Source organism: Streptomyces sp. NPDC001220 (assembly GCF_053597895.1).
The window spans coordinates 105,195-130,340 of record NZ_JBSFJE010000023.1 but is presented as its reverse complement, the minus strand read 5'-3'; the positions used below and the strand labels follow the sequence as shown (position 1 = coordinate 130,340).

22 protein-coding genes and 3 pseudogenes are annotated in these 25,146 nt (G+C 68.4%); 14 read left to right on the top strand and 11 right to left on the bottom strand.

All coding sequences use genetic code 11. The features are described from left to right. Window positions 1-205 precede the first annotated feature (205 nt). Complete coding sequence (locus ACWDGI_RS39405; protein ID WP_450767607.1) at window positions 206-1,264, bottom strand: hypothetical protein; 1,059 nt, start codon at window positions 1,262-1,264, stop codon at window positions 206-208. A gap of 451 nt (window positions 1,265-1,715) precedes the next feature. After that, window positions 1,716-1,937 (bottom strand): hypothetical protein, encoded by a 222-nt coding sequence (locus ACWDGI_RS39400; RefSeq protein ID WP_450767605.1) that lies wholly within the window; start codon window positions 1,935-1,937, stop codon window positions 1,716-1,718. A 775-nt stretch (window positions 1,938-2,712) separates the two neighbouring features. Between ACWDGI_RS39400 and ACWDGI_RS39395 the strand changes: the two genes are divergently transcribed. Both ACWDGI_RS39395 and ACWDGI_RS39390 read left to right on the top strand, forming a co-directional pair. Further along, window positions 2,713-3,495, top strand: a complete 783-nt coding sequence (locus ACWDGI_RS39395) for a DUF4142 domain-containing protein (protein WP_450767603.1) — start codon at window positions 2,713-2,715, stop codon at window positions 3,493-3,495. 932 nt (window positions 3,496-4,427) lie between these two features. After that, window positions 4,428-4,913 carry a DUF427 domain-containing protein gene (locus ACWDGI_RS39390; protein ID WP_450767601.1) on the top strand — a complete coding sequence of 162 codons (486 nt, stop codon included), beginning with the start codon at window positions 4,428-4,430 and terminating at the stop codon, window positions 4,911-4,913. Between the two features lie 333 nt (window positions 4,914-5,246). Here ACWDGI_RS39390 and ACWDGI_RS39385 read toward each other — a convergent pair whose 3' ends face one another. Further along, window positions 5,247-5,390 carry a hypothetical protein gene (locus ACWDGI_RS39385; RefSeq protein ID WP_450767625.1) on the bottom strand — a complete coding sequence of 48 codons (144 nt, stop codon included), beginning with the start codon at window positions 5,388-5,390 and terminating at the stop codon, window positions 5,247-5,249. Between ACWDGI_RS39385 and ACWDGI_RS39380 the strand changes: the two genes are divergently transcribed. Then, on the top strand, window positions 5,330-5,701 hold the full coding sequence (locus tag ACWDGI_RS39380) for a transposase (protein WP_450767621.1): 372 nt from the start codon (window positions 5,330-5,332) through the stop codon (window positions 5,699-5,701). The genes ACWDGI_RS39385 and ACWDGI_RS39380 overlap by 61 nt on opposite strands. Then, window positions 5,683-6,264: a hypothetical protein gene (locus ACWDGI_RS39375; protein WP_450767599.1), complete on the top strand. Its 582-nt coding sequence runs from the start codon at window positions 5,683-5,685 to the stop codon at window positions 6,262-6,264. The genes ACWDGI_RS39380 and ACWDGI_RS39375 overlap by 19 nt, the downstream gene beginning before the upstream one ends. A gap of 118 nt (window positions 6,265-6,382) precedes the next feature. Here the strand turns inward: ACWDGI_RS39375 and ACWDGI_RS39370 are convergent, their stop codons facing one another. From ACWDGI_RS39370 to ACWDGI_RS39360, 3 genes are all read right to left on the bottom strand, one after another. Further along, window positions 6,383-7,603 carry an MFS transporter gene (locus tag ACWDGI_RS39370; protein WP_450767597.1) on the bottom strand — a complete coding sequence of 407 codons (1,221 nt, stop codon included), beginning with the start codon at window positions 7,601-7,603 and terminating at the stop codon, window positions 6,383-6,385. A 232-nt stretch (window positions 7,604-7,835) separates the two neighbouring features. Beyond that, a complete protein-coding gene (locus ACWDGI_RS39365) occupies window positions 7,836-9,299 on the bottom strand; it encodes an aldehyde dehydrogenase family protein (protein ID WP_450767595.1) in 1,464 nt (487 codons plus the stop codon). A 116-nt stretch (window positions 9,300-9,415) separates the two neighbouring features. Further along, window positions 9,416-10,024, bottom strand: a complete 609-nt coding sequence (locus tag ACWDGI_RS39360) for a TIGR03086 family metal-binding protein (protein WP_450767593.1) — start codon at window positions 10,022-10,024, stop codon at window positions 9,416-9,418. A 261-nt stretch (window positions 10,025-10,285) separates the two neighbouring features. Here ACWDGI_RS39360 and ACWDGI_RS39355 point away from each other — a divergent pair, with 261 nt between their 5' ends. The 7 genes from ACWDGI_RS39355 to ACWDGI_RS39325 all read left to right on the top strand — a co-directional run bounded on the left by ACWDGI_RS39355 (window position 10,286) and on the right by ACWDGI_RS39325 (window position 18,468). Beyond that, window positions 10,286-10,648, top strand: a complete 363-nt coding sequence (locus ACWDGI_RS39355) for a winged helix-turn-helix transcriptional regulator (RefSeq protein ID WP_450767591.1) — start codon at window positions 10,286-10,288, stop codon at window positions 10,646-10,648. Between the two features lie 1,066 nt (window positions 10,649-11,714). Beyond that, entirely contained in the window at window positions 11,715-13,259 is a 1,545-nt protein-coding gene (locus ACWDGI_RS39350) for a carboxylesterase/lipase family protein (RefSeq protein ID WP_450767589.1), read from the top strand. Window positions 13,260-13,647: 388 nt separating this feature from the next. Beyond that, window positions 13,648-14,352: a hemerythrin domain-containing protein gene (locus tag ACWDGI_RS39345; protein WP_450767587.1), complete on the top strand. Its 705-nt coding sequence runs from the start codon at window positions 13,648-13,650 to the stop codon at window positions 14,350-14,352. Further along, the gene (locus ACWDGI_RS39340; protein WP_450767585.1) at window positions 14,349-15,326 is read left to right on the top strand and encodes a hypothetical protein; all 978 of its coding nucleotides are present in this window, start codon (window positions 14,349-14,351) and stop codon (window positions 15,324-15,326) included. The genes ACWDGI_RS39345 and ACWDGI_RS39340 overlap by 4 nt, the downstream gene beginning before the upstream one ends. Before the next feature lie 298 nt (window positions 15,327-15,624). Beyond that, window positions 15,625-16,470 carry an alpha/beta fold hydrolase gene (locus ACWDGI_RS39335; RefSeq protein WP_450767583.1) on the top strand — a complete coding sequence of 282 codons (846 nt, stop codon included), beginning with the start codon at window positions 15,625-15,627 and terminating at the stop codon, window positions 16,468-16,470. Window positions 16,471-16,661: 191 nt separating this feature from the next. Continuing rightward, window positions 16,662-17,087, top strand: coding sequence for an organic hydroperoxide resistance protein (locus tag ACWDGI_RS39330; protein ID WP_450767581.1), 426 nt, complete (start codon window positions 16,662-16,664; stop codon window positions 17,085-17,087). Between the two features lie 1,030 nt (window positions 17,088-18,117). After that, window positions 18,118-18,468 (top strand): STAS domain-containing protein, encoded by a 351-nt coding sequence (locus ACWDGI_RS39325; RefSeq protein WP_450767579.1) that lies wholly within the window; start codon window positions 18,118-18,120, stop codon window positions 18,466-18,468. Between the two features lie 421 nt (window positions 18,469-18,889). Here the strand turns inward: ACWDGI_RS39325 and ACWDGI_RS39320 are convergent, their stop codons facing one another. From ACWDGI_RS39320 to ACWDGI_RS39310, 3 genes and pseudogenes are all read right to left on the bottom strand, one after another. Beyond that, complete coding sequence (locus ACWDGI_RS39320; RefSeq protein WP_450767577.1) at window positions 18,890-19,195, bottom strand: hypothetical protein; 306 nt, start codon at window positions 19,193-19,195, stop codon at window positions 18,890-18,892. Continuing rightward, a pseudogene (locus ACWDGI_RS39315) lies at window positions 19,192-20,228 on the bottom strand (IS256 family transposase); the annotation flags it as partial. The gene ACWDGI_RS39320 and the pseudogene ACWDGI_RS39315, both read right to left, overlap by 4 nt. Before the next feature lie 329 nt (window positions 20,229-20,557). After that, window positions 20,558-21,244 (bottom strand): annotated as a pseudogene (locus tag ACWDGI_RS39310) (MMPL family transporter); the annotation flags it as partial. A 194-nt stretch (window positions 21,245-21,438) separates the two neighbouring features. On the opposite strand from ACWDGI_RS39310, the pseudogene ACWDGI_RS39305 reads away from it, so the two are divergent. Next, window positions 21,439-21,558, top strand: a pseudogene (locus ACWDGI_RS39305) (Ku protein); the annotation flags it as partial. 167 nt (window positions 21,559-21,725) lie between these two features. Here ACWDGI_RS39305 and ACWDGI_RS39300 read toward each other — a convergent pair. Together ACWDGI_RS39300 and ACWDGI_RS39295 are read right to left on the bottom strand one after the other, a co-directional pair. Beyond that, the gene (locus tag ACWDGI_RS39300; RefSeq protein WP_450767575.1) at window positions 21,726-22,028 is read right to left on the bottom strand and encodes a hypothetical protein; all 303 of its coding nucleotides are present in this window, start codon (window positions 22,026-22,028) and stop codon (window positions 21,726-21,728) included. A gap of 154 nt (window positions 22,029-22,182) precedes the next feature. After that, complete coding sequence (locus ACWDGI_RS39295) at window positions 22,183-23,091, bottom strand: helix-turn-helix domain-containing protein (RefSeq protein WP_450767573.1); 909 nt, start codon at window positions 23,089-23,091, stop codon at window positions 22,183-22,185. 365 nt (window positions 23,092-23,456) lie between these two features. On the opposite strand from ACWDGI_RS39295, the gene ACWDGI_RS39290 reads away from it, so the two are divergent. Then, a complete protein-coding gene (locus ACWDGI_RS39290; RefSeq protein ID WP_450767571.1) occupies window positions 23,457-24,188 on the top strand; it encodes a hypothetical protein in 732 nt (243 codons plus the stop codon). Window positions 24,189-24,410: 222 nt separating this feature from the next. Beyond that, window positions 24,411-25,136, top strand: a complete 726-nt coding sequence (locus tag ACWDGI_RS39285) for a flavin reductase family protein (RefSeq protein WP_450767569.1) — start codon at window positions 24,411-24,413, stop codon at window positions 25,134-25,136. Window positions 25,137-25,146: the final 10 nt, after the last annotated feature.

Sequence of the window (25,146 nt, the reverse complement as noted above, 5' to 3'; positions counted from 1 at the left end):
GTCCGGGAAATTCCTCCGTTTTGCCACCATGGATCACTTCCCCTGGATGACGAAACATCCAGCGTCCAGGTGTCGGAATCTCGGGGGTCACTCCAAGTCGGCCATGGGCCCTCCCGCCCGACACTTCACCACCGACAAGGTGGGGAATCGCGTGACCGGACGGCTGAAGGAACACGGTCCTTGGCGGGCTCTCGGGGCGGAACCGTCAACCGTTGCGGCGTGCCCACTGCGCGGCCCGTACCGTTCCCTGCTGAATGTCCTGCCGGGGCAGCCGGAGGCCGAAAGCGTCCTCCAGGGCGTGGAAGTACAGCTCGAACTCGTTGGTTATTTCGGGGTGGTCGAGTTCGGCGCGGCGTATGGCCTGGTTGAGGAAGTCGAGCTGACCGCCTCGGAAGTAGGGGGCGCGGCCGCGGTCGTACCAGATCAGCTCCAAGGCGCCCCAGTCGTCGTCGATGCGGCGGCCGTTGCGTATGTAGTCGAAGGTGTAGATGGCCTTCGCGGAGGTGGCGCTCAGGTGGACCGTCTCGGTGACGCCGAGCCGGGCGAGAGCCTCACCATCGGGCCCGAAGCCGGGGGTCTCGTGGTACATCAGGAACGCCCAGCCGCCGGCCTGCCCGAAGCAGCAGGTTTCCCACACGATGTCCCAGTAGTCGAAGGTCCCGCCGTTCATGCTCCGCAGATCCGCAAGACGGGTCCCGGCGGCGATCTGTGCGGGATCGGCTCCGTGGAGCAGGGCGATCTGTTCGGCGCTGATCGTCTCGCCGCGGAAGAAGGCGAGGTGGGTGTAGGGGTCCTGCTCGCGCCAGCTGTCGGCGATCCAGGCGAGGCGCTCCAGCGGGTCGCGTCCGCACGCGGTGGAGGGCTGGGTCCCGTCCAGGCCGCCGTTGCGGAATCTGCTGCCCCAGGCGGGGTTGATCCGGTCCAGCAGTTCGGCCTGCCCGGAGACGAGATTGGCCACCGGGCCGCGGCCCGGGGACCGGGCCGCGATGTGCTCGGTGAGCTTGCGGACCGCGTCCTCGGCGGCGAAGTACAGCACCTGATCCAGGTCCTGAGTGACGAAGACCTCCCGGTAGGGACCGGTGTGGCCGCGCACCGTGCCATCGTCGTCCAGGACCAGGAAGAGCCCACCGTGTGACTCGCCCACGTGCTGCTCGAACTGGTCGGGAGAGGTGCCGGTCGGCGGGAGCATCGCGTCGTCGAGCACGTCGGAGCCCACGGCCACCTGGTGCCAGGCCCGTTTGAGTGTGTACGCCGATATCTGCATGGGCGTCAGTATGCGACCGGGCACTGACACGGTCGGCTGATCTGCGATCACTCGTTTGAATGGCAATGAGAAGCGTCGCCTGGGTTTGATGGCAGCAGCCAGCACGGAACCTGTGCAGAACCCCATGGAGTGTGCGACGCCGGGCGGCGGTCGCTGCGTTGCTGCGTTCACTCGGGCTTCTCGTCCAGCGGATTGTTACTGCGTGTGTTGGCGGTCCGAGGAAGGAAGTCCTGCTTCCTGTGGGGGAGTGCGGGTGCGTGGCACGTCCGGCGTTCGATCGCATGGCCTGTCCGCACACCGTGGACGGGCTACGCGTGCAGGGCGTGTGCGTTCTTTGTCGGTGGACCGTCGCGCGCGGTCTCAGCGGAGTGCTCACCGATGTGCGGGTTCTGATCGCGTGGCGGGACACGCTCTGCTAGGCGGGGCGACCGCGCTCTCGCGCGCGGGTGCCTTACGCGCCGGGGCGCTGCTCCTGTGTGTCGACGACGGTTCGTTCCAGCACCGCGGTGCGGGTGATGACTGTGCCGGGTTTGATGCCGTTGGCCTGCTTGACCTGGACGGTGCGGCTGCCGAGGTAGGTGTAGGTCTTGGCGTCGAAGATCCATTCGGTGCGGTCGCCGCTTTTCTGGTCGACGTGGGCCAGGGCGAGGCCCTGGCGTTCCGCGGCGTCCATGGCATCTCGGTGGAGGGCACTCACATCCAGTCGGTCTACGCACAGGGCGTCCTCGCCGAGGCGGCCGACGGGGTCCAGACCTACCTGGCCTACCCGGGCTGGACTGTATGGCCCACCTGCCCGGCCCACGGGCTGGGCGTCCATCCCTCCATAACGGATGGGGCGGCGGAATGGGTCTGCTCGGCTGGGCACGTTGTGCGGCCCATCTGCCTGGCCCTGAGGTGAGCCTGCGGCCTCGGGCCAGGCGACGGCCAGCTGCTGCCTGTCTGTGCTGCGTAGAGGCCTGACTGAGCGGCGCGCGTCGTGAAGGTGCCGGTCGCGTGGCTGGTGTGGGCGGGCTTCGTGGAGCAGGTCCTGCTCCACGCGCAGGCCGGCCCAGGTCCGACCGGGGCTCGCCACATCGATGACCTCGTCCTCGGCGGGCGGGAATGCACAGGCAGGACCGGGGGCGGTGCAGAAATCGAACGGAGGTGGGGAGCCGAGTGCGGTTTGGTCGGTGTGGCTGAACGTCTAGTCCGTCGCAATCACCGTGATCATGCCCGGAGGGATCGTAGTGGAAGAGTGTCAGGCCGAGGCCCATCAAGGTGGGCGCCCGTCCGACCCGGCCGCGGACCGGCGGGGCGACAACGGCGCCGCGATGTTCACGGGACCACGTTGCCATTCTCAGTGAGCGTCGCCTGAACCGTTACCAAGGTGGTCGAGTCAGGTGCGCTCTTCGTCCGTACTGCTCATGGGCACCAATCCCCGGATGGATCTACAACCTGCAGGAGTTTCAGTGCGACTCTCTTGGAATGTGGTGGGAGCTTTCACCATCGGCGGTGCTGTGAGCCTTACGCTCGCGGCGTTCGTCTACCCGGGCACCTTGGGAGCCAGCGCTGCCTCCGCCTCGCACGACCCTGTCATCGCCCAGACGCAGTGGGGTCCTCTGACGGAGTCGGACCGGGACTTCGTCGTAAAGGTCCGCGCGGCTGGGCTGTGGGAGTACCCGGTCGGGCAGATCGGCTTGCAGAAAGGCACTACGGAGGCGGTTGTCACCGCGAGCCGGCACCTGGTCGACGGACACTCCGCACTGGATACCACCTGCCGCAAGATTGCACCCATGCTGAACATCACCCTGCCCAACGTAGCGAGCCCTCAGCAGCAGGGATTCGTGTTCACGCTGACGGCCGACAACGGCGAGCAGTTCGATACAGACTTTGCCAACATCCTGCGGATGACCCACGGATCGATCTTCAACACGGTGGCGAAGATCCGTTCCACCACCAAGAACACGCTGGTTCGCGCCCTGGCAGACCAAGCCAACGACACCGTGCTCGATCACATCACGGTCATGGAGAAGACGGGCCTGGTCGACTTCGAGCAGACCCTCGCGAAGCAGACCACTCCGCCTACGCTGCCTTCGTCCGACCTGACCCCACCTCCTCCGACTTTGGGGCAGCCGATGGTCGTGCTCACGCCGCCGCCCAGCGCCACTTCCACTCCGGTGAACATCGACGCAATCACCGCAGGGGAAGCCGCGGGCGGCGCGGCTCCCAGTTCCAGCTTGCCGACAGGCTGAGGGCCGGCATTGAGTTGATCGGCCAGCCCGTTGGCCAGGCCAGGGCCGAGAAGCAGCAGGATCGTCGCAGAGCTGCCCGCCCGCCTCGGTGACGTCGGTGGGCATGCCTTCGAACCGGCACAACACCGACCGCATACCCGCCTTCCGGTCCAGGGCGGTCACCGGCGTTTCCACGACGCTTCGCGCTGCGTTCGCAGCACCAACGTTCTCCATCGACCGGAGCACCGGTGATGAGACGACCTCGGCCCTTGGCGCCCCGGACGGATGAGGCGGCAGAAGCGCGCCGGCCACAGCGGTCTGCTGGGCGGCGCCGGTCGCACCCACCGGGACTGCGACGCCGGCGGGCGCCGCAGTGACTGATCGGGCTCGACCCATCCGTACCCCTCGCCAGGGCGGTGTTCGTCCGGGAACGGTTCAGGTCCGACACCACGACGAGGGCGCCCTCCACGGCCAGGCCGGCCGCGAGGGCGCAGTCGACCCGCCCGCAAGAAATGGGTGGTAGCGATCAACCGTAGCTCCGAGCGACCGCTGCCAGGCGGTGGACGGTGCGATGCCGCGCTTCTCGGCGAGCGCGGGGTCGGAGCCCCTGCCTCGAACGCACCAGGCTCCTGCGCAGGAGCGGCATCATCGAGAGGTACAAAGCTCAGAGCCCTCTGCACGCGCGGAACCGCCCGGTGCAGGTGGTGGTGGCGTGGCGGCTCTCCAGATCCGGCCATGCGGCGGGACGTCGTCGCAACCATCGAGCCGTAGGAGACTTGGCCACCAGAAGCCGTCTGCGTCCGCATCATGGCCGGCAGGACGATCTCCTCGTCCACGTCCTGCTCGCAGAGCAGACGGCACGTCTCACCCGTCTCCTTTGCGCCACCTCATCCGTCGTGGGTGTGTAGGCGGAATACAGGGTGAACCACTCACATGTTTCGAGGAGGTCCGTCATGGTTTCACAAGAGATACCACCGGTGGAATCGGTGTGGGACTACCCGCGTCCGCCCGCCTTGTGCCGTGAGCCACGGCGGATCGTCGTCGAGTGCGGCGGGGAGATCGTCGCCCAGACCACCGGGGCGCTGAAGATCCTGGAGACCAGCCACCCACCGGTCTTCTACGTCCCGCCGGCGGACGTCCGCACGGACCTGCTGCGTGCCGCAACCCGTCACACCTGGTGCGAGTGGAAGGGCAGCGCCGAACACTGGGACATCGTCGTCGGCTCCGACATCCGTCGGCTCGCAGCCTGGAGCTATCCGGCTCCCCGTCCTCCCTACGGGCAACTCGTCGACCACTTTGCCTTCTACGCGGGGAGAGTCGACCGCTGTACGGTCGGCGACTGCTCCGTGCAGCCGCAGGAGGGGGATTTTTACGGCGGCTGGATCACGCCCGAGGTCAGTGGACCGTTCAAAGGGGCCGACCACACCCACGGCTGGTGACCGGACACCCGCAGGGCGCGCGTGGTCGGTTTCGCGTGGGATGTGCCGGTGGGCCGGCCATGGTCAGGACACTGAATGCGGGCTTTGGGCAACCTGATGGTTGCGGTGTGTGACGGGGGGCATTGACGGTCTGATCTGGCCCCACTTTCCCGGCTTGAACTGGCCACATGCCGTGGTCCTCTCGGCGCGGCATCCGGCTTGAGTTGGCCCCGTGAGTGACGGGCCTGGTCCGTGACAAACTGGCTGCGCTGTCGTGTCGGATCAGAGCGGGTCATCGTCCGAGTCTCGCGCCCATTCCTCGCGCGGCCGCCTACGCGAGAGGACCTTTTGGGCCTAGTCGCGGACCTGGGCGTCGTCATCGGCGGCGAGCTCGTGCAGTTGCCGGATCAGCCGGTCCGCGCGGTCCGGTTCGAGGTATCCAAGCTCATCAATGCACAGGAGACCAACTGCCCCGAACTCGATGCCCTGACCGGTCACGTCCGGTCTTTCGCCCAGAGCGCCAGGGCGAACGGCTGCCGCAGTGGCTCGACGCCGTCCGTCAGGACGACCTGCCCAGCCTCCACACTCTCGCGGCCGGCATCGACCGAGACCGCGACGCGGTCATCGCCGGACTCACCCTGCCCTGGAGCTCCGGCGTCGTTGAGGGACACGTCAACCGGATCAGGATGCTCAAGCGCCAGATGTTTGGCCGGGCCGGCTTCGCACTGCTCCGCAAGCGAGTCCTGTTGGCTCACCGATCGATGTCAGATGCGCGCGATAGCTTCCCCACATGGGTGTTTACCTTGTGAGCGTCGGCGCGGAGGAATGGTTCGGTGACGAGGAGGACGGGTGGGGTGAAGTTGCTTCGGCACTGGATGCGGAACTCAGGCGGCGGGGCCTGCCGCCCTACGAGAATGTCCCCGCAGAGACGGCCTTCGCACCTGGCTCAGGACAAGCTTTCGAGGAAAAGCTGACCCCCGACATGACCGGGTTCCTCGCCTTGTGTCAGGCGCACCTGTCACGAGAGGAATCGGAGATCCTCTGCGGCTGGACCGTGCTCGTGCCCTTCTCGCTCGATGAGGAGATCTGGTTGCCCATCGAATCCGACGACCACGACTCCATGGTCGCCGGCGCTCCTCAGGTACTACCGCTCGCCGAGAAGCTGGCGGCAGCCATCGATCTGCCAGCCGAAACCCCGGCAACATGCGACAACCTCGACCTGAGCACGTGGTTCAGGCACCAAGCAAAGGGACTGGCCACTACACGAACAGGACCGTGGACCAAGGACCTGGACACAGCCTTCTACGTCGCACTGTTCCTGCGCGCTGCACAGCACTCAATCCGACGCGGCTGCCCCATCGGCTGCACCTGAGGCCCCCCTTCGGTCCCACTGGTTCCCAGCGGAGATCACCCACCGTGCACGCGTCACGGAAAGCGAGCCAGAACCACTACCGGTGAACAAAGCCAGATCGGGATGTCCTGGCCGCGGGTCAGGTGGTTTTGCTGGTTGCGGGTGGTGTGGCTGGTGCTGTGTGTGGGGTGGATGAGGTTGGGGGTTGGGGGGTGCGGTGGTGGATGACGGTGTGGGCGCGTTCTGCGGTGGCGAGTGAGGCGAGGATGAGTACGGCGCCGATGGGGCCGAGCCAGTGGGCGCCGGTCCATGTGATTCCGGCCTGGCCGACCAGTGGTGCGAGGGAGACGCCGACGTACAGGGTGGCGGAGTTGAGGCCGGTGAGCATGGGTGCCGAGGCGGGCATGACGCTGATGAGGCGGTGCGCCTGCGGGGTGAAGAAGCCCCATCCGCACAGGCCCCAGACGACCAGGGCGATGACGGTGGTGGGCAGTTGGGCGCTGGACCAGGGCAGCAGTGCGAAGTCCACGGTGAGTACGGCGAGAGAGATGTTGATGATGCGGCGGTCGCCGAGCCGGTCCACGAGTTGGCCCGCTCCCAGGGTGCCGGTGGTGGAGGCCACGCCCCAGGCGAACAGCAGGACGGCCAGGGTGGCGCCACTGCCGCCGGTGGCGCGGTCCAGGCTTTCGGCAATGTAGGAGTAGACGGTGTAGAGACCGGTGAACAGCAGGAGCGTGGTCAGCAGGGTCAGGCCGATGCGGCGGTCGCCGAGTGGGGCCAGGCGGGCCCGTAGTGGGACCGGCTCGGGGCTGGGGACCTTGGGCATGAGCAGGGCTGTGCCTGCCGCGGCCAGGAGGCCGAGGGCTGAGACGAAGAGCATGGTGGCGCGCCAGTCGCCGGTGAGGCTTCCGATCGCGGTGCCGAGGGGGGCGCCGAGCGCGGTCGAGGCGCTGAGGCCCGCAGTGACGGTGGCGATGGCGCGGCCCCGGCGCTCCGGGGGAGCGATCGTGGCTGCGGCGGCAATCGCGGTAGGGGTGACCATGGCGCCGCCGAGTCCGGCCAGTGCCCGTGCGGCCAGGGCGACACCGAAGTCGGGGACCAGGCCGGTGAGGAGGTTGCCCACGACGAAGATGCCGAGCCCGGTGAGGAACAGGGTACGGCGCGGCCAGCGCGCCGTGAGGGCTGCCATGACGGGCCCGAGGATGGCGTAGGTGAAGGCGTAGGCGCTGATCAGCCAGCCTGCGGTTGGTGTGCTCACGTCCAGGGAGTGCGCGGCCTCGGGCAGGATGCCGGCGATGACGAAGCTGTCGGTGCCGATCGCGAACAGCGCGGCGGTCAGGGTGAGGAGTGATCGGTACACGTCGGGGTCCTTCAGGAACGAGACGGGGGATCGGGGCTGGGCGGGACGCCGGGGGTTTCCTGTCGGCGTACTGCCGCCCGGGCGCCGGTGATGGCGGCCGTCCCGGCCGGGTACGCACGTGGTCGTGCGGAGGTGTCGTGCCGGGCAGCGGTGACCCGGTGCCCCCTTCTCCGGGAGGGCGGGGCCACCGCTGGCTGTGTGTCCGTGCCGCCGCCCGGCACGGCGGTCGGTTCTACTGCAGTCGCGCGGTGACCTCGGCGAGTGCGGAGGAGAGCAGTTCCTTGGTCTGGGCGAGTTTCTCCTCGCTGAAGGTGACGGACTGCACCGCGTAGGGGACGGGCAGCTGGGAGGTGGTGACGGCACGCTTGTGGCTGAAGGTGTCGAATCCGGTCCTGCCGTGGTACGCACCCATGCCGCTCTGGCCGATTCCGCCGAAGGGGACGTCGGGAAGGAAGATCTGTACCGCGAAGTCGTTGCGGGCCATGCCGCCGCTGGCGGTACGGCGACGGAACTCGCGGAAGTCGTCGCTGTCGTCGCCGTACCAGTACGCCGCCAGCGGCGACGGCCGGTCGTTGACGTAGGCGATGGCTTCCTTGATGTCGTCGTAGGGGAACACGACGATGACCGGACCGAAGATCTCCTCCTCGGCGATCCGCATGTCGTCGGTCACGTTCAGCAGGATCGTCGGCGGGATGCGGCGCGTGGAGCGGTTGGCGGCCGAGGCCCGGTCGCCCTCGGGAACTCCCAGGACGGCCCGCGCGCCCTTCGCGACGGCGTCGTCGACCAGTGCGGTGATCCGGTCGAAGTTCTTCTCGTTGATCACGGAGGTCACGCCGGGGTGCGTGGCGTAGTCGGGGAAGAAATCGATGAAGGCCTGCCGTGTCCGGTCCACGAACTCCTCCACGCCGGCGCGCGGGACGAAGACGTAGTCCGGGCCGAGGCAGAACTGGCCGCCGTTGGCCAGGCGTGAGCCGGCCAGCCGGACCGCCGCGTCGGACAGGACCGCGTCGCGGCCCACCACGACCGGGTTCTTGCCGCCGAGTTCCAGGGTGACCGGGGTGAGGTTCTCGGCCGCCGCCTTCTGGACGAGCTTGCCCACGCCGGGGGATCCGGTGAACATCAGGTGGTTGAACGGCAGGGCCGAGAACGCTGCGCTCAGCTCCACTCCGCCCAGGACCACGGCCACCTCGGACGGGTCGAAGTACTCCGCGATCGCCTTGGCGAAGACCTGGCCGGTCCGGACGTCGCCGTCCGAGAATTTGATCATGACGCGGTTGCCGGCCGCGATGGCCTCTGCGGCGGGGTGCACGACCAGGGTGATCGGGAAGTTCCACGGGCCGACCACACCCACGACACCGAGTGGGTCGACGTCGACCGTTGTCGGCAGGAAGTCGTCCGGGTAGGCGACGGGCTGCATCCAGTCCTCGAGGTGGGCCTGCAGGTGCTTGACCACATGGATGCTCGTGGTGATCTCGGTCCCCAGGGTGTAGCCCACCGGCCGGTTGCCGAAGTCGGCGCTCAGCGCCTCGGCGAGTTCGTCGGCGGAGCCGAGGACTGCCGCGAGGAGCCGGTCCAGCCGGTTGCGCCGGACCTCCGCGGACGGCGGCCCCTCGGTGAGGAAGGCCTCCTGCTGGAGCTTCAGGAGGGCCTTCAGCTCATCGACCGAGAGTTCTGTGTTGGCAGCTACGGGTGTCATGTCTGTCTCCATGGGGTGTGTGTTCTGCGTGCGGTCTCGCGGCGCGGGGCAGGGGGGAACGCCGCAGGACGTGATCGGTGACTTCCGGTGAGGCCGGTGACTGGGAGGCCGCGGCTCTAGGCGGCGGGGCGTTTCCACCGCGGGTCCCGACCGCTGAGGGCCAGGGCCCGGTCGAACGCGGGCGCGTCGGCGGCTTGCGGAACCTCGTCGGCGAGCAGTCCGATGCCCCGCATCCGCGGTGCCTCCCGCTGGAGGGTGTCCAGCGTCGCCCGGGCCAGCGGTGCCGGGACGGTGAGGCGCTGCCCGGTGGCCGCCGCCGTGTCCCAGGCGTGAATGGTGAACTCGGCGATGAGGATCTCGCCCAGTGCGGCGGCCGGCATCGGCGGCCCGACGAGACTCGCCTCGCCTTCCCATGCCGCCGCGCTGCTCCAGGCGCCGGCTGCGGGCTGTGCGCTCTCGTTGATCAGTGCGGCCCAGTCCGACTCGGGGCGCCTGGTGAGGACCGGCACGGGGTCGGCCGCCAGGAGCTCCGGGTCCCATTCCCTCCGGCTCCCGGCACTCGTCGTCAGCAGGAGCATCCTGGCGACGTGGTGGACGAGGTCCCGGACGGTGAAGTCCGTGCACGGCGTCGGATCGCGGTACTGGTCCACGCGCGCGCCGTGGACGGCGCTCACGGCCAGATCGATGCTCTGGGCCAGTTGTCCGGCCCTGTTCGGTGGTGTCATGCGGCAGCGTCCTTGGTTCTGGGGGAGGGGTCGAGCGGGGCGGGGGCGGTTCCTCGGCTCCGGCCCGCGCGGTGTCCGGCCTCTTCGGCCGGGGCGGGGGGAGATCCCGTCGGGGCACACGCCATGTGATGGCTCCCCGAATCGACTTGGTATCGATAGTAGACCATACACCCGAAGGAGAACATGTGCGTATCCGTGTCCTGGTGTAGGATGAGGCCTATGCCACAGGATCAGCCGTCAGTTATCGACACCCCCAGGCCCATGGACATCCTTGACGCGGCCTGCCCGAGCCGGGACGTCTTCGTGGACCTGGCCGACAAGTGGGTGCTGCTCATGCTCGTGAGCCTGCGCGAACGCAACGTGCAGCGGTATTCCGAGCTGCAGCGGACCGTCGGCGGGATCAGTCGCAAGATGCTGTCCCAGACTCTGCGCACCCTGGAACGCGACGGACTGCTCCTGCGGAGCGTGGACGCCAACGCCACCCCGCCGCTGGTCCAGTACTCCCTCACCGATCTCGGCAAGGAGATCGCCGAGGAGACCCGGGTCCTGTGCGACTGGACCCAGAAGCGCGCCCACCAGGTCCGCGCAGCCCGCAGCGCCTTCGACGAGCGCACCGCCGGCTGACCTCAACTCTCACAACGGGCAAGGGATGCGGCCGGCGGTGTGCCGCCCCGGACGCCACCCGATGAACCCATGCGGACCGTGCGACGGCGGGAAGGCCGGCCGCGGACCCGCCGGGCACGCGGTGCGGAGATGAAGACGGGCCTTTTGACGCTGACGTGTCGTCGCCCTCGTCCTTGATCCTGGCGGCCCTGCCCTGCACTCACCCGGGCGAACGGCGAGTCCCCGCTCGGCGGGGGCCGAGGGAAGCCGCCGCGCTCCCGGCCCCTTCCCGTCGATGCCCGACGTGCCGTCGAGGCCCGTACTCCCCGGACTCGGTCGTCTGAGCGCCTGCCGATCCCGCACCGGCACCCCGGCGATCGAGCGGAAGCCGCGAGGGACGGGACAGTCCTGATCAGACCGGCTCCGCCAGATGTCCGCTCCGCGCGGCGCTTGAACGGCCCTTGGAATTCGCCTTTCCGGCCGAGGGCCGTTCCTGTGGAGGCGCGCCCGTCCCGCGGATGGGTACCCCGTCCTTGCGGCGGCGCACGCCCCGTCTCCGTCGCTCAAGGCCCGGCGCCGTGTTCCGGCCGGGCTGACGACGGCCGGTGGGTGGACCGGCGGTTCTGGCGCACTGGGAGCTGCCGTCGCCGGCTCCGGCCCTTCCTTGACGCCGCGCCACTGCGAGCAGGCGCAAGACCTCTCCAGGGTCAACCGGCTAGGCCTCCACGGCCCGAACATTCGCTCCGTGGCGCACCCCGACCCAAGTGACCTCCAAAAGAGATACACATCCCATACGGAAGTCGATCGCGATTCGGGTTATGATCTACATTAGAGACCGAGTCCGGTCTGGAGTGCGACTGCTCGTCGATGCGCAGACCCACGTCACCTGTCGGACATGACGGGCCGAAACCGCCGACGGCGGTCGTCCGGCACACATGTGAAGGCGCGGCAGCAGTGCATTGCTGTTCCATCGAACGAAAGAACCAAGATCATGAATGAGCACCACGCGAGGACATCGCCCTGGCGGAAGTGGCGAGTACCGCTGGCCGCCCTCGGTGCCGGCCTTGTCGCGGCAACCGTGGCGACGATGAGTGCCGGAGCCGCCGAGCCCGGCGCCGGCACGGGTTCGGCCGGCTCCGGCCGCACTCCGGTCGTGACCATCGACGACGGTGCGGTACGCGGCACGGCCGTGCCCGGCGGCTACACCTTCCGCGGGCTGCCGTATGCCGCCGCTCCCACCGGCGACCTGCGGTGGCAGCCCCCGCAGCCGGCGGCGCACTGGAAGGACGTGCGTGACGCGGCCGCCTACGCGCCGAGTTGCCCGCAGCCCATGTCCACCACCGCGGGCGCGCAGAGCGAGGACTGCCTGTACCTCAACGTCACCACGCCCGCCGCGGACAACCACTTCCGCCATAACCACCGTCCGGTGATCGTGTGGTTCCACGGCGGTGGCCTCGTCACCGGCGCAGGCCGCGACTACGACCCCTCGAAGCTGGCCGCAGAGGGCAGCGTGGTCGTCACCGTCAACTACCGTCTCGGCGCCCTGGGCTACCTGGCCCACCCGGCCCTGGCCTCCCAAGACGGCTCGTCCGGCAACTACGGGCTGATGGACCAGCAGGCCGCACTGCGCTGGGTGCAGCGCAACATAGGCCGGTTCGGCGGCAGTCCGCACAAGGTGGCCATCGCCGGAGAGTCGGCCGGCGGTGAGTCCGTGCTGGCTCACCTCACCTCTCCCGGCTCCCGCGGGCTGTTCCAGCGCGCCATCGTGCAGAGCGGCACCTTCGCCCTGGACCAGCTGCCGCTGGCCAAGGCCGAGGCCGACGGCAAGACCTTCGCGGACAGCGTCGACTGCACCGACCAGAGTGCCGACTGCCTGCGCAAGGTGCCGGTCGACAAGCTGGTGGCGAAGTACCCGCCGTCCTACCCGCACGCCGCGATCATCGACGGCAAGGTGCTCAAGGAGTCGATCGGCACCTCGCTGGCCGCCGGACGGTTCGCCCGTGTGCCGGTCCTCAACGGGTCCAACCACGACGAGGAGCAGATCATCCTCGCCACCGGCGCGACCCTCCACAACGGCGCCTACACGCCGCTGCCCAAGGGCGGAGTGACCGCCGAGAACTACCAGCAGGCGATCGCCACCGCGCTCGGCGTCACCGACGCACAGGCCAAGGCCGTCGCCGACGAGTACCCGGCCTCCTCCTACGCCACTCCGGCCGTGGCCCTGGGCACACTGCTCGGCGACGCCGACTTCGCGTCCACCGCCGTCCAGGTCGACCAGTGGACCTCCCGGCACGTGCCGACCTACGCCTATGAGTTCAACGACGACGCCGCACCGCCGCGCTACCTGCCGGTCAACCCGCCCGTCGCCACACACCTGTCCGAACTCACCTACCTGTTCGACCTGCCCGACGCCCCGGGCAAGAACCCGCTCAGCGCCGACCAGGAAAAGCTCGCCCAGACCATGCGCGCCGCCTGGGTCCACTTCGCCGCCACCGGCAACCCCTCCACCCCCGCCGCCCACTGGCCGTCCTTCCACGACAGCACGGACATGACCTCGCTCGTTGCGCCCGCACCCGCGCACGAGAGCGACTTCGCCGCCAAGCACCACTACGCCTTCTGGGCCGCCCGATAACCACCGCACTCTGACGATCGCCGCTCCGCAGCGGCACGCCCGGTTGCGGAGCGGCGATCACGCGGACAGCGCAAGCACGACAGGGGGCCGGCGGCAAGGCAGTACAGACCGATCCGGTCCCGCCGGGCCCGGAACCGGTCCCCGAGTTGCGCCGGGCGCCTGAACGTCCGACCGGTCACGGACTCCCGGGCCGAAAGGACCGCGGCCGCAGGGGAGCGCCCACACCAGGAGCCGGACGCCGCACGAAGGCCAGCCACTACCACCCACGAGTCAACGGCCGTCGGCCCCGGTGGCAGACGGGGCCTTCAACTCGCCGCCGTGCCGGAGCGCGACGGCACCCGCATCCACATCAAACCCACCGCACTCTCCTCCGAAGAGGTTTTTCAACATGACGCTGTCCACCCCCGCAGAATCAACGGCGGTCGTTGAGACCCGGCTTGCCCATGACGTCCACCGAGCGGCCAGCACCCTGCTGGCTGAGGCTGCCCTCAGCCCTTCGGTTCCGCTCGGCGCGTTGGCGCAGTTGCGGGACTTCCTCGTCGCGAACCTGCACCATCACCACGAGAGCGAGGACGACGACCTGTGGCCCCGGATCGTCGCGACCGCGCCGGCCGCCGCGCACGCGCTCGAATCCCTCAGCGAAGAGCATGCACGACTCGACGCAGCGCTCAACCAACTGGCTGCCGTCGCCATGAACGTCAACGAAGCCGGTGGCGACCCGAGCGAGACGGCCAGGCCCAGCGCCGACCAGGACGGGACGAGTGACCCGGCCGTTCGTGCCGCGCTGCACGCCGCCGCCGTGACGGTACGCGACACGGTGCACGACCACCTGGCTCACGAGGAGCCCGTCCTTTTCCCCGCGCTCCGTGACCATCTCGCCCCGGCGGAGTGGGAGGACTTCTCGCAGCGAGTGATCGCCACCGCCCCACCCGTGGCCGGGCACCTGATGGTCGGCTTCCTCGACGAGGTGGGCACACCCGCGGACGTCGAACTGGTGCTGTCGGGCCTGCCGGAGCCGGTGCGCCCGCTTGTCCCCGCCATGCGCCTCCAGGCGGGAGCCGACCTCGAAGTCCTCCGCGGGACCAGCGCATGACCTCCACTCCGCTGAGATGGCCGGATGCCGCAGACGACGTGATCAGAGGCGACCTCACCGTGGCGGTCGCCTACCTCACTCCGGCCGGCGGCGCCGTGGTCACCAGCGTCTCGCCACTGGGCCTGGCAGACCGAGAGACCGGCCGTGTCGGCTTCACCACCTCGCTCGGCTTCCCGAAGAAACTGGAACGGATCCTGCACAACCCGCATGTCTCCCTGGCCTACCACACACGTGAGCACGACTTTGCCACGACCAGCTCGTACGTGCTGGCCCAGGGAACCGCGTCGGTCGACCTGCGCCCCACGCGGGAACGGCTGGCCGAACTGATGCGGGCCTCGGTGCCCTTCCTCGGAGAAGCCAGGCGCGGGCCGCTGTGGGACTGGCTGCTGCGCGAATACCACCAACAGCGCGCCTTCGTCGACGTGGAACTCGAACGCGTCACCGCATGGGAGGACTTGGCGGCCCGGGAAGCACGAGCGGTCTCGGGGACCGCGTGGCCGCTACCGCCCATGGAACAGAAGCCGCCGAAGGGCGGCACCGGTCCTCGCCTCGACGTCACCGCCGTCGCGCGTCAGATCCGCGGCCTGCCGCACCGGCTGCTGGCCTACCGCGGGGCGGACGGCTTTCCGGTCATTGTCCCGGTGCGAGTCACCGGTCACGACGGGGCGGGACTGCACCTCGACGTACCACCCGGACTGCTCCCGCCGGGCGGCCGCCGAGCCGGCTTCCTCGCCCACGCCTTCCAACCGCAATGTGTGGGCCTGGGCATGCGGACACTCACCGGCTGGCTCACCGTCACAGGAGAGGGCACCGTCTACGCACCCCACACATCAAAGGGGTTGAGCGCACCCCCGTACAAGAATCTGCTGACCGTCTCGAACGGGCTGCTGGCCAAGTACGGGCTGTGGCAGGCGCAACGGAACGGCACGACCGACCGCCTCAAGCACCTCGCCATCGGCGGCCCAGCGGAGTGAGCAACGCGGCCCCGGGAAACCGGGCACGCATTCCAAGATCCTTTCGAGCTGCCACGTCCCGCGGTTCGCCTACGCGGGACCGGGACGCCTCCGCACACGCGGAACCGCGGACCCGGCCGTGCTCCGGGATTTGCCGGGGCGCATCCCTCCGCGGTGTCCGGAAGCCCTGCTCGAGCAGACATAGAGGCGCGCGTCATTTAGTTGTGCACAACTAAATTGTGCACTATCTTTCGAGGTGTCGTCCCGGCCGGAACCCCGGACGAGACGGCACCCCTCACCCTGGCAAGGAGAATCCCCCGTGAACGTCAAGACCGTCTTCCGTCCCACCCGCAAGCGTGTCGCCGCCCTCGGCGCTGTCGCGGGAGCGGCAGCCCTGGCCCTGGCGGTCACCGCGCCTGCCGACGCCACGGCCGCACACCACACGACGGCGAAGAAGCCCACGGTCGTGCTGGTCCACGGGGCGTTCGTCGACGCCTCCAGCTGGAACGGCGTGATCAAGCGGCTGCAGCACGACGGCTATCCGGTCATCGCCCCGGCCAATCCGCTGCGCGGCCTCAACAGCGACGCCGCCTACATCAACAGCGTGCTGAAGAGCGTCAAGGGCCCCGTCGTGCTGGCCGGCCACTCCTACGGCGGCTCCGTGATCAGCCAGGCCGCCGCCGGCGACCCGAACGTCAAGGCCCTCGTCTACATAGCCGCCTTCGCCCAGGACAAGGGCGAAACCGTCACCGACCTCAACAGCAAGTTCCCCGCGACCGAACTCGGCACCGCCCTCAAGCCGGTGCCCTACCCCCTGGCCGACGGCACCACCGGCACCGACCTCTACGTCAAGACCGACAAGTTCCACAGCGTCTTCGCCGCCGACGTCCCCACCTCGCTGACCGACCTCGCCGCCGCCACCCAGCGCCCCGTCTCCGCGTCCGTCTTCGACGAGAAGCCCACCCAGGCTGCCTGGAAGACCATCCCCTCCTGGGACCTGATCACCACCGCCGACCACGCGATCAACCCCGACGAGCAGCGCTTCATGGCCCACCGCGCCCACGCCCACACCACCGAGATCAACTCCTCACACGCCGTCACCCTTTCCCACCCCGGCGCCGTCACCCGAGTCATCGAGCAGGCCGCCCACACCACCACACACTGACGCCTGGGCCGCCTGACGCCGAAGCCGTCGCCACCAACCTCTGAGGGCCGTACACGGCGAACCGCCTGACGCCCCCTGCCATGAATCCGCCGGGCTCGGCCGTCCCGGGACGTCCACCCTTATCCCCGCACCCGAGCTCGCGCCGCGCTGCACTGTTCGCAGCACCCCCTTACACGGCAAGGAGACACATCATGTCCACCACTTACACCGCCGTCGTGAACGTGACCGGCGAAGGCCGCAACGGCGGCACCGTCCACTCCAGCGACGGCATCCTGCAGACCAACCTCGCCTACCCGAAAGAACTGGGCGGAGCCGGGGACGCCACCAACCCCGAGCAGCTCTTCGCCGCTGGCTGGGGCGCGTGCTTCCTCGGCGCCCTGCGCTTCGTCGCGGCCCAGCGCAAGATCAAGCTGACCAGCACGGCCATCACCACCGAGGTCACCCTCACCCAAGCCCCGGAGGCTGGGTTCGGCCTCGCCGCCGCCCTCAACGTCGAGCTCGGCGGCGTCGACCAGGAGACCGCCGCCGAACTCGGCGAGGCCGCGCATCAGACCTGCCCCTACTCAAAGGCCACCCACGGCAACATCCCCGTCACCATCAACACCACCGCCGTCTGACCCACCCCCTACCAAGGACACAGCCGGCCAGTACACACCCGCCCTGCCGGCGGTGTCGCTAGCGCCCGCTCCCTATCGACGCTCCGGGACACCTGCCGGCGTCCGTCGGCTAGCCCGTCGCCCGCTTCCGCCGTGGTGACGGGCCAGACGTCTTCTGCTCAGTGGGCGAGGATGACGGTGATGGGCTGGTCGGGGCAGGCGGCGAGGCGTTCGGTGAAGGCGGGGGATCCACTCACGGTTCCGTCACTGGAACCCGAACGGTACGCGGGCACCGGCATTACGCCTCTGAACCCCACCTGAGCCGTGGCCCGGCTGAGTGCGGGTCGGGCGGCGGGCGAGGGGCTGCCGGGCGGGGTGTTCCGTTGCGCGCGACGGCGAGGCCCCACGCGAGGGTCCGGGCAGACAAGCTGCCCGGCGTTCCTCGGCGAGTGATCTTGAGGAAGGGGCCGTGACCGGCCCTGCCCGGACGTGGGTTGATTGCGTATGCACCCGATCCGACGTCTGCTCACCACGTCGGCCGCAGTCGCCGCCGTCCTTGCGACCGCTCTGTCCGCCGCCCCGCCGACCCCTGCCGCCTCGCCCCCGTCGGCGCCGTGCGTGTCGACCTGGCGGGCCGTACGGAAGGTACCGCGAGCAGCAACATGACCCCAGGCCGCCAGCCCATCCGGTGACCGAGGTCAGCCCCCCACCAGCCAACCCCTGCCGCTTGCCTTCTGCCTCGCCGAACAGCTCGCGGCAACCGGGACAGTCCCCGCCGGCATCGCCCGACCAGTAGGCACCGGTCAGGTGGGCGGGCACAACATCGTCCCGGTCACGCCTCTCCGCGCTCACGCCAGGACAACGACACATCCCGCCACCGCGCTACCGCCCACGTGTCGGCCCGTCAGGGCCGACACGTGGGCTGATCGTGGACGCGAGCGTTTCCCAATCGGGTGAAGGGCTGAGTAGGGCGTCCATGGCGGGGCAGGGGGTCGGTAGGTTCGTGTCGAGATTCCCTGTCGCGGTCTCCCGGTGAGACGGTTGGGAGGGCATGGTGGCTGATCCCTCGGTCGAGATGATTGGCTCCGGCCGCTGCCTGGTCGCGAGGGCCAGTGGCGAGATGGACTACGTGACCGCCCCTGAGTTTCGCCCGCAGTTCAAGGAGCTGATCGCGCGGGGTGGCCGCTTCATCGTGCTGGACCTGTCCGGCGTCCTGTTCTGCGACTCCGCTGGGTTGAACGTGCTGATCGGCGCGTGGAGGCAAGCGGATGCGAGCGGGGCCGTGCTGGTGTTGGCCTGTGTGCCCGGGCCGTTGCGGCGGACCCTTCAGGTGACCGGGGCGGATCAGCTCCTGCGGGTCTATGACACCGTCGCCGATGCTGAAGCCGTCTTCGGCGGCTGAGACTCCCCACCGACAGCGAGTTCAAGGAGGGCAAGGATCGCGTGCTGGCGGGGGGGAGGGGGGGATCCGGCGGCAACTCGCTCGTACGTTCGATCCTGGAGGGTGCACCCAGAGCCAGCGCGGGCACTGTGCGCACGTGCCCTGTGTCAACGCCGATTGGAGTCCGGCACCTCCTGGACTTGCCCCACTGCGCGCATCAGGAGGGCAAGTCCATATTCAGGTAGTGCACCCGGATAGCGCACTACACGCTCACACTCACTTCGTTGTCACGGGACAGCACGGATGCGACCGCTAGAAGGGGCAGCACTTCGACAGCAGTACCGGAGGCACCCGGGCGCCGGGCCGGGATTGGATTGCTTTACGAGTCCCGGCAGCACGGGGCCGAGTTATCGTCAAGACCTGTGGTTGCGCGGAAGTGGATCTAGCTAGTGGGGCTGGGTGGCGCGTAGGCGTTTGACCTCCGCGATGAGGCGTGCGAATCCTGTCGGGCGTGCGCGATGAAGTCGAGGTCGTGATCGCCGACGGGGGTGAGTCCCTGCCCCGGGGTGGCTCGGGAGACGTACATGTCGTCCTCGTTGTCATCGAGTCCGCCGACCCGGATGAAGTTGTCGCCGCCGAGGTGGTCGCGGCCCTCGATGAAGGACTGCCACGGTCCGGGGCTGGCGGCCTCGCTGCGTCGTTCGATGGCGTCGAGCTCGTCGTCGGTGAGGGGGACTGGCTGGCTCACGCTGCCTCCTGGATCGGCTGTTCCACCAGGATGCCGCGCTCGAAGCGGGCGCCGGCCCGGACCAGCGCAACGAGGTGGGGTGCGTTCAGCGCCCGCCAGCGGGCCTGGGCGGATTCGATCAGTTTGAAGACCATGCTCAGTGCGGCGGCCCGGCTGCCGGCGCCCTTGGTGACCTTGGTGCGCAGCCGCACAGTGGCGAAGGTCGACTCAATCGGGTTGGTGGGCCGCAGGTGGATCCAGTGCTCGGCGGGATAGTCGAAGAACACCAGCAGTTCCTCCTCGTCGTCGAGGAGATGTTTGGCAACCTTGGGGTACTTCGCACCGTACTGGGCGGCGAACGCCTTGACCGCCGTGCAGGCGTGTCCCTTGTCCTCGGCGTTGTAGATGTCCTGCAGGGCGCGCTTGGCCGCGGGCTGCGCCGACTTCGGCAGCGCGTCGAGGACGTTGGCGGTCTTGTGTACCCAGCAGCACTGCTCCCGGGCCTCGGGAAAACCTCCGCGAGCGCCTTCCAAAACCCCAGGGCGGCGTCGCCGACGGCCAGCACCGGGGCCCGCATGCCGCGCCGCGCGCAGTCGCGCAACAGCCCGGCCCACGCTTCGGCCGATTCCCGATAGCCGTCATCCAGGGCGATCAGCTCCTTGGTGCCGTCCGCACGCACCCCGATCAGCACCAGCACGCAGGCTTTCGCCTGGTCGAGCCGCACCCGCAGGTGCACGCCGTCGGCCCAGAGGCAGACGAAGTCGCTGCCCGACAGATCCCGGTCCAGGAACGCTTGGTGGTCGGCCTGCCACTGGGCGGTCAGCCGGGTGATGGTGGCCGGCGACAGCCCCGCCGCGCTGCCCAGGAACTGCTCCAACGCGGGCACGAAGTCGCCGGACGACAAGCCGTGCAGATACAGCAGCGGCAACACCTCGCCGATCTTCGGCGACCTGCGACACCACGGCGGCAAGATCGCCGAGGAGAACCGCCGACGCTCACCGGTTGCGTCATCAACGCGCTTGTCGTTCACCCGCGGCGCACTGACCTCGACCGCGCGGGGGATCCATCAGCAACTCGTTCATGTGTTCGATTCTAGAGGCTGGGGCCCATGACGGCACCGGGGCGCTCATCTACCCGCCCGGTATACGCGGCACGGCCCTGCGTAGGTCTCTCGCGTGGGCGCGATCTTCACGCCATACTCACATGACTTCCGTGAGTGGCGGCGAGGACAGGACGCCGGATCCGACCACGGCGCATGCGGGCGCGCTGCCGCATGTCATGCAGTACGAGCAGGGCGACGCCTGGCTGGTGACACCGTCGTCGGCGCCTTCGACCTGAACTCGGCCCCCGTGCTGTCGGATGCGGTGGTGGCCGGAGCCCGGGGGACAGGCCCAGGGCGCTGCCCAGCGCCGTGACCGCGGTCATGCTCAGGCCGACGCCAAGGATCGCGGTCAGCAGCGGAAGTCCCGCGGCGGCTAGCGACCCGAAAGTGATCAGCAGGACGACGGCGGCGAGGACGATACCGATCACCTCGGACGATCCGCCGGCCTCGGTCTGGGCCGCCAGGACATCACCGCCGGCCTCGACGGTCAGACCCGCGTCCCGAGCATCGTCGATCGCATGTTCGAGAGAAGTCTTGCTGGCGTCGGTGAGGTCGGAGGAGGCCACCTTGTAGCTCACGGTCGCGTACGCCGTCGACCCGTCATCGCTCACGGTGTCCGCGGTGAAGGGGCTCACCGCGCCGGAAACCTGCGGGGAGCTGCCAGTCGCCTCGCGGACGAAGTCCGTGATCGCCTTCTTGTTCGCGCCGGCGGTGACCTTCTGCCCGTCTGGGGCCACGAACACGATGCGGGCGCTCGCCCCGTCGGCCGCCGAGCCGGGGAAGCGCTGCTGGATCAGGTCGTACGCCTGCTGGGCCTCGATGCCCGACATGGCGCTGGAGTCGTCGGGCGCGGCAGGCGCCATCACGGCACCCGCACCGCCGGCTGCCAGCACGACAGCCCATAGCAGGGCGAAACGCCACCGCCGTCTGAAGGCCAGCCGGCCCAGTCGATAGAGGAAAGTAGCCACGGGGAGACGTCTCCAGTCGGCATTAAGGAATTCAGTTCCCCTCGACCCTCCCCGAGCACCCGCCTCACGTCGTTGCCCCAACGCAGACAACCGCGTCTACTACGAACGCAGCAGTCGCCGGATGACGGTCATGCCGGGTGGTGGGGCAGACCGTAGGCTGAGGGGGCTCGGGGCCTGCCGTGGGGAGGTCTGTCGTGCCGCGGAGGATCTGGTCCGGTGCGATCAGTTTTGGCCTGGTGACGGTGCCGGTCCACGTGGCCAGCGCGACCGAGGACCACTCCGTGCGCTTCCACCAGTACCACCTGGAGGACATGGCTTCTCTGGGGCAGCACCCGTAGCGCGAGGCAGACTCGTCCGGTCTTGCGCAGCTCAGCGTCTGTTTCGTGGACGCTAGCAGGTGCAACACATGTAGTGGTGACACCAGGATCCTGCCGGCCGCCCGTGTCTGCGGGCGGCCCGGCAGGATCCTCGGTCGAACACGTTATGCCGTGTGCCCACCAGGATCGGCGGCGGCCGGGCTCGGGGAACGGTCCGGTGCGGGTACGGCCGGGGCGCCGTCGCCGTGTGCCGTGGCTGTGCGGCGCTGCGGTCGTACCAGGATCAGGACGATCAGTCCGCCGAGCGTCGCGTCGCCGGCGTCGGGGAACTGCTCGCGGACGGTGTCGGGCTTCCGCGCGGTCGCGACGACCTGGTGGCCGGCGGCGTAACTGCCGGTGGTCAGGCGGCCCCTGTAACAACTGCGACGGAAACGCCGCGAGTTGTGATGCGGCGTATCAACTCCCACATAAATTTCCTCCTCGCGTGTGGACTCTCATGAGGTGCAGCCTGGACGTTGCCACGTCCTTTTGGGTCGATGGACTCAAATTCGGATGACACGAGCGTTAGGTGGGCGCGCCCGCAGGACGAGCAGTTCACCGAGGCCATGGCTTCATGTGCACTCAACTCCGAGGTGATACGCGGAATTGGCCGTGCGTCGCCGGGCGGGGGATTTGTACATAGCCGGAGACCGATCGCATGTAGTCACGGGGCGTTACCCCGGTCGCTTTCTTGAATGCCGCTGAAAAGTGCTGAGCTTGTCCGAACCCGCAGAGGTAGGCGGTTTCCGTGATCGAGTGGCGGCCCTCACGGATCAGGCGCTTGGCGTTTTGGATCCGGACCTCCATCACGAACTGCATGGGTGTACGTGACGTCGCGGCCCTGAAGCCTCGCGCGAAGTGGCGTTCACTGAATCCTGCGATTGAGGCCAGGCGGGCGACCGCCAGCGGTTCTGCGTAGTGGGCTTCTACGTATTGCTGTACGCGTTCAATGCTTGCCGCGGGCAGCCAACCCGATGTCTGTCGGTCAGACGTGCCTGTCATGAGTCGTGCAACGGTCTGCAGCAACCACCCCTCGAGCATTAGGGAGAACAGATCCGGGTCCGGAGAGGGGAAACGGGTCAGTTCCTCCAGGCTGGTCACGACTCGAGGGTTTCCGAAAGCCATCATCGACTGTTGAGGCTGAAGGCTCGCGGGCAACTTCGAGGTATCAAGGAAGATCAGGGTGTAGTCGCAGAATTCTGCTGTCTCGAATTCGCCCTCGATCTGCGACTGCGCTGCGACGAGTCCGAGGTTGGCCACGGGGGAGATCTTCGTTTCCACGCCGCGGCCGTCGACGCGGAGGCGAGCGGCGTGAAAGCCCTTCTTGAACCAGAGCAAGGCGGCGACTGCTTGGCGGAACTGCCAGGCCAAGCTTCCCATCGTCCGTCGTTGCAGCACCTCGAGTCGTGCCGATGGGCTGTGGACAACGGTTCTGCCGATGAGTTCTCCCCCGACATGACAGCGCCGAAGCGGGGACTCTTCGAAGTTCATCCTGGCAGATTAACGCAACATCGGCCTGAAAGAATCATCCAATTTGTCCGATTTAATGGCACGTCCTCTCGGGCCTCGAAGCCCCGGCTGCTCCGAGGACCGGGAAGGCGTGGATCTCGATGATCGTGCCTGTTGTGCGGTGTCCGCCAAGCATGCAGTGCATGTTGAGGCTTTTTGGCCGGGCAGCGGTGTCGTGGTGGGGTCTGGCCGGCCCTGTCCCGTCTGAGGCTTGGCCGAGGACTTCCGCGTAAGGGACAGGTCTTCACTCAAACGGCCAAGTGTGAGGTCGCGATCACAGTTGCCGACGACGTTCGGGTTACGTTCGTTGCCCACTTCCACGTAATTCATGACCACCAGGGGATCCCATGACGATTCCAGCAGCCATTCCGCAGACCATGACCACCATGGAGGGAGGTAACATCCTTGCCGCCGGGGCCGAGGACGAGTTCTGGAACGTCCTGGAGAGCATGTACCCGATCGTCGCGAGCCAGCCGGGTTTCCTGTCGGTGACCGCCGGTCCGATCGCCAACTCGTCCTGGTCTTACGCCTCCGCGAAATTCGCCACCCCCGACGACGCAGACAGGTGGTACCACAACCACCAGCACCAGCCTGTCATGCGCAAGGCCCGTACCACCTGGTTCGACGCCTACTACCTCCGCAAGTGGCGGCTGCCGGCAGACGGCGAGGAGCTCACCGGGCCGCTGTTGTGCGAGACCGTGATCGTTCCGCCGGCCGCTCTCGACGTCCCGACGCTGGATACGGTCGTCGCCTCGCTGAGTGAGGCACTGACCCAGTACGAAGCCATGCCCTTCGAGACACTCCCCGGACAGTTCGAGCAGCAGCCCTTCCAGTTCATAGGGCCGGTCAAGGGGTTCCCGGAGGACACCGCCCCGGTCCGGTACCTGCTGATCTCGCAGTGGGCCGACCCGGGCGAGCTGACCGCCTGGCTGGGCTCTGCCGATTACACCGCGCTGGGTCGGCTCGGCGCGGTGACCAACCAGGTCACCATGCTCGTCCGGCACCAGGTCGGCGAACGCGAAGGGCTGAACGCCAACGGCTCGCTGCGCGGCTGGTCGAGGCACACGGCGCTCGGGTAGCTGAGCAGTCGACGCCGTCACACAGCCGGCTGTCGTCCAGGCCCTGAGGGCAATGCCTGCGCGCCCTCGATGCGACAAGAACCATGAAGTGATTAGAGGAACGACCCTCGTGCCGTCACCGTCGACGGCAGTGAAGTCGACGTCGAAAGGCCGCAGGCGCCTTCCCTTCCCCCTCAACGACCTCATCGCGGGCTCCACGTCCACGATTTTGGAGCTTCTCAGATGATCATTGACGCTGCAGATCTTGATGCCGCATCGGCCTACAAGCTGCTGATCGGGAGCATCATTCCGCGCGCCGTGGCCTGGGTCAGTACGACCTCCCACGACGGTGTCGCCAACCTCGCGCCCATCTCCTTCTTCACCGCGGTCGGGCGGAAGCCCCCCATGGTCTCGGTGACCCTGGGGCCGCGGTCGGACGGGGTGACGATAAAGGACACGCTCGTCAACATCCGCGACACCGGCGAGTTCGTCAGCAACCTGGCCACGCTGCCGCAGGTCCACAGCTTGCACAGCTCGGCGTTCGAGTTCGACTCGGCCGTGGACGAGTTCGAGGCACTCGGGTTGGAGAAGGAACCGTCCGAGGTCGTACAGGCACCTCGCGTCAAAGGGGCGCCCATCTCGTTCGAGTGCGTCGTCGACCGGATCATTCCGGTCGGGGAGGCCGGCGTTGATCACGTGGTGTGGGGGGAGGTCGTCAGGTTCCACATCAGGGACGACGTCTATCTGGAGCGTGGGCGGGTCGACACCGCCGCGCTGCCGGTCATCGGCCGGCTCGCCGCCGAGTACACCCTGGTCGACAACGTCTTCACGGCACCGCTCGACGAAGCGTTGATCGCGGCTCGGCACGACCGCAGGATGGAGCGCCTGGACGCACGGCCCGCGAACTGGTCGCCGGTAGACGGTCCGAACTGGTCGCCTTCGGGCGCAACACCCGGCCCTCGACGGTGAGAGCACGGCT

Bases quoted from the DNA above. Each gene is read 5' to 3' on its own strand.
- ACWDGI_RS39375 (WP_450767599.1), top strand. From the start codon at position 5,683: ATGGGTGTTTACCTTGTGAGCGTCGGCGCGGAGGAATGGTTCGGTGAC.
- ACWDGI_RS39350 (WP_450767589.1), top strand. From the start codon at position 11,715: ATGAGTGCCGGAGCCGCCGAGCCCGGCGCCGGCACGGGTTCGGCCGGC.
- ACWDGI_RS39330 (WP_450767581.1), top strand. From the start codon at position 16,662: ATGTCCACCACTTACACCGCCGTCGTGAACGTGACCGGCGAAGGCCGC.
- ACWDGI_RS39390 (WP_450767601.1), top strand. From the start codon at position 4,428: ATGGTTTCACAAGAGATACCACCGGTGGAATCGGTGTGGGACTACCCG.
- ACWDGI_RS39360 (WP_450767593.1), bottom strand. From the start codon at position 10,024: ATGACACCACCGAACAGGGCCGGACAACTGGCCCAGAGCATCGATCTG.
- ACWDGI_RS39400 (WP_450767605.1), bottom strand. From the start codon at position 1,937: ATGGACGCCGCGGAACGCCAGGGCCTCGCCCTGGCCCACGTCGACCAG.
- ACWDGI_RS39345 (WP_450767587.1), top strand. From the start codon at position 13,648: ATGACGCTGTCCACCCCCGCAGAATCAACGGCGGTCGTTGAGACCCGG.
- ACWDGI_RS39355 (WP_450767591.1), top strand. From the start codon at position 10,286: ATGGACATCCTTGACGCGGCCTGCCCGAGCCGGGACGTCTTCGTGGAC.
- ACWDGI_RS39365 (WP_450767595.1), bottom strand. From the start codon at position 9,299: ATGACACCCGTAGCTGCCAACACAGAACTCTCGGTCGATGAGCTGAAG.
- ACWDGI_RS39325 (WP_450767579.1), top strand. From the start codon at position 18,118: ATGGTGGCTGATCCCTCGGTCGAGATGATTGGCTCCGGCCGCTGCCTG.
- ACWDGI_RS39295 (WP_450767573.1), bottom strand. From the start codon at position 23,091: ATGAACTTCGAAGAGTCCCCGCTTCGGCGCTGTCATGTCGGGGGAGAA.
- ACWDGI_RS39285 (WP_450767569.1), top strand. From the start codon at position 24,411: ATGATCATTGACGCTGCAGATCTTGATGCCGCATCGGCCTACAAGCTG.
- ACWDGI_RS39340 (WP_450767585.1), top strand. From the start codon at position 14,349: ATGACCTCCACTCCGCTGAGATGGCCGGATGCCGCAGACGACGTGATC.
- ACWDGI_RS39290 (WP_450767571.1), top strand. From the start codon at position 23,457: ATGACGATTCCAGCAGCCATTCCGCAGACCATGACCACCATGGAGGGA.
- ACWDGI_RS39405 (WP_450767607.1), bottom strand. From the start codon at position 1,264: ATGCAGATATCGGCGTACACACTCAAACGGGCCTGGCACCAGGTGGCC.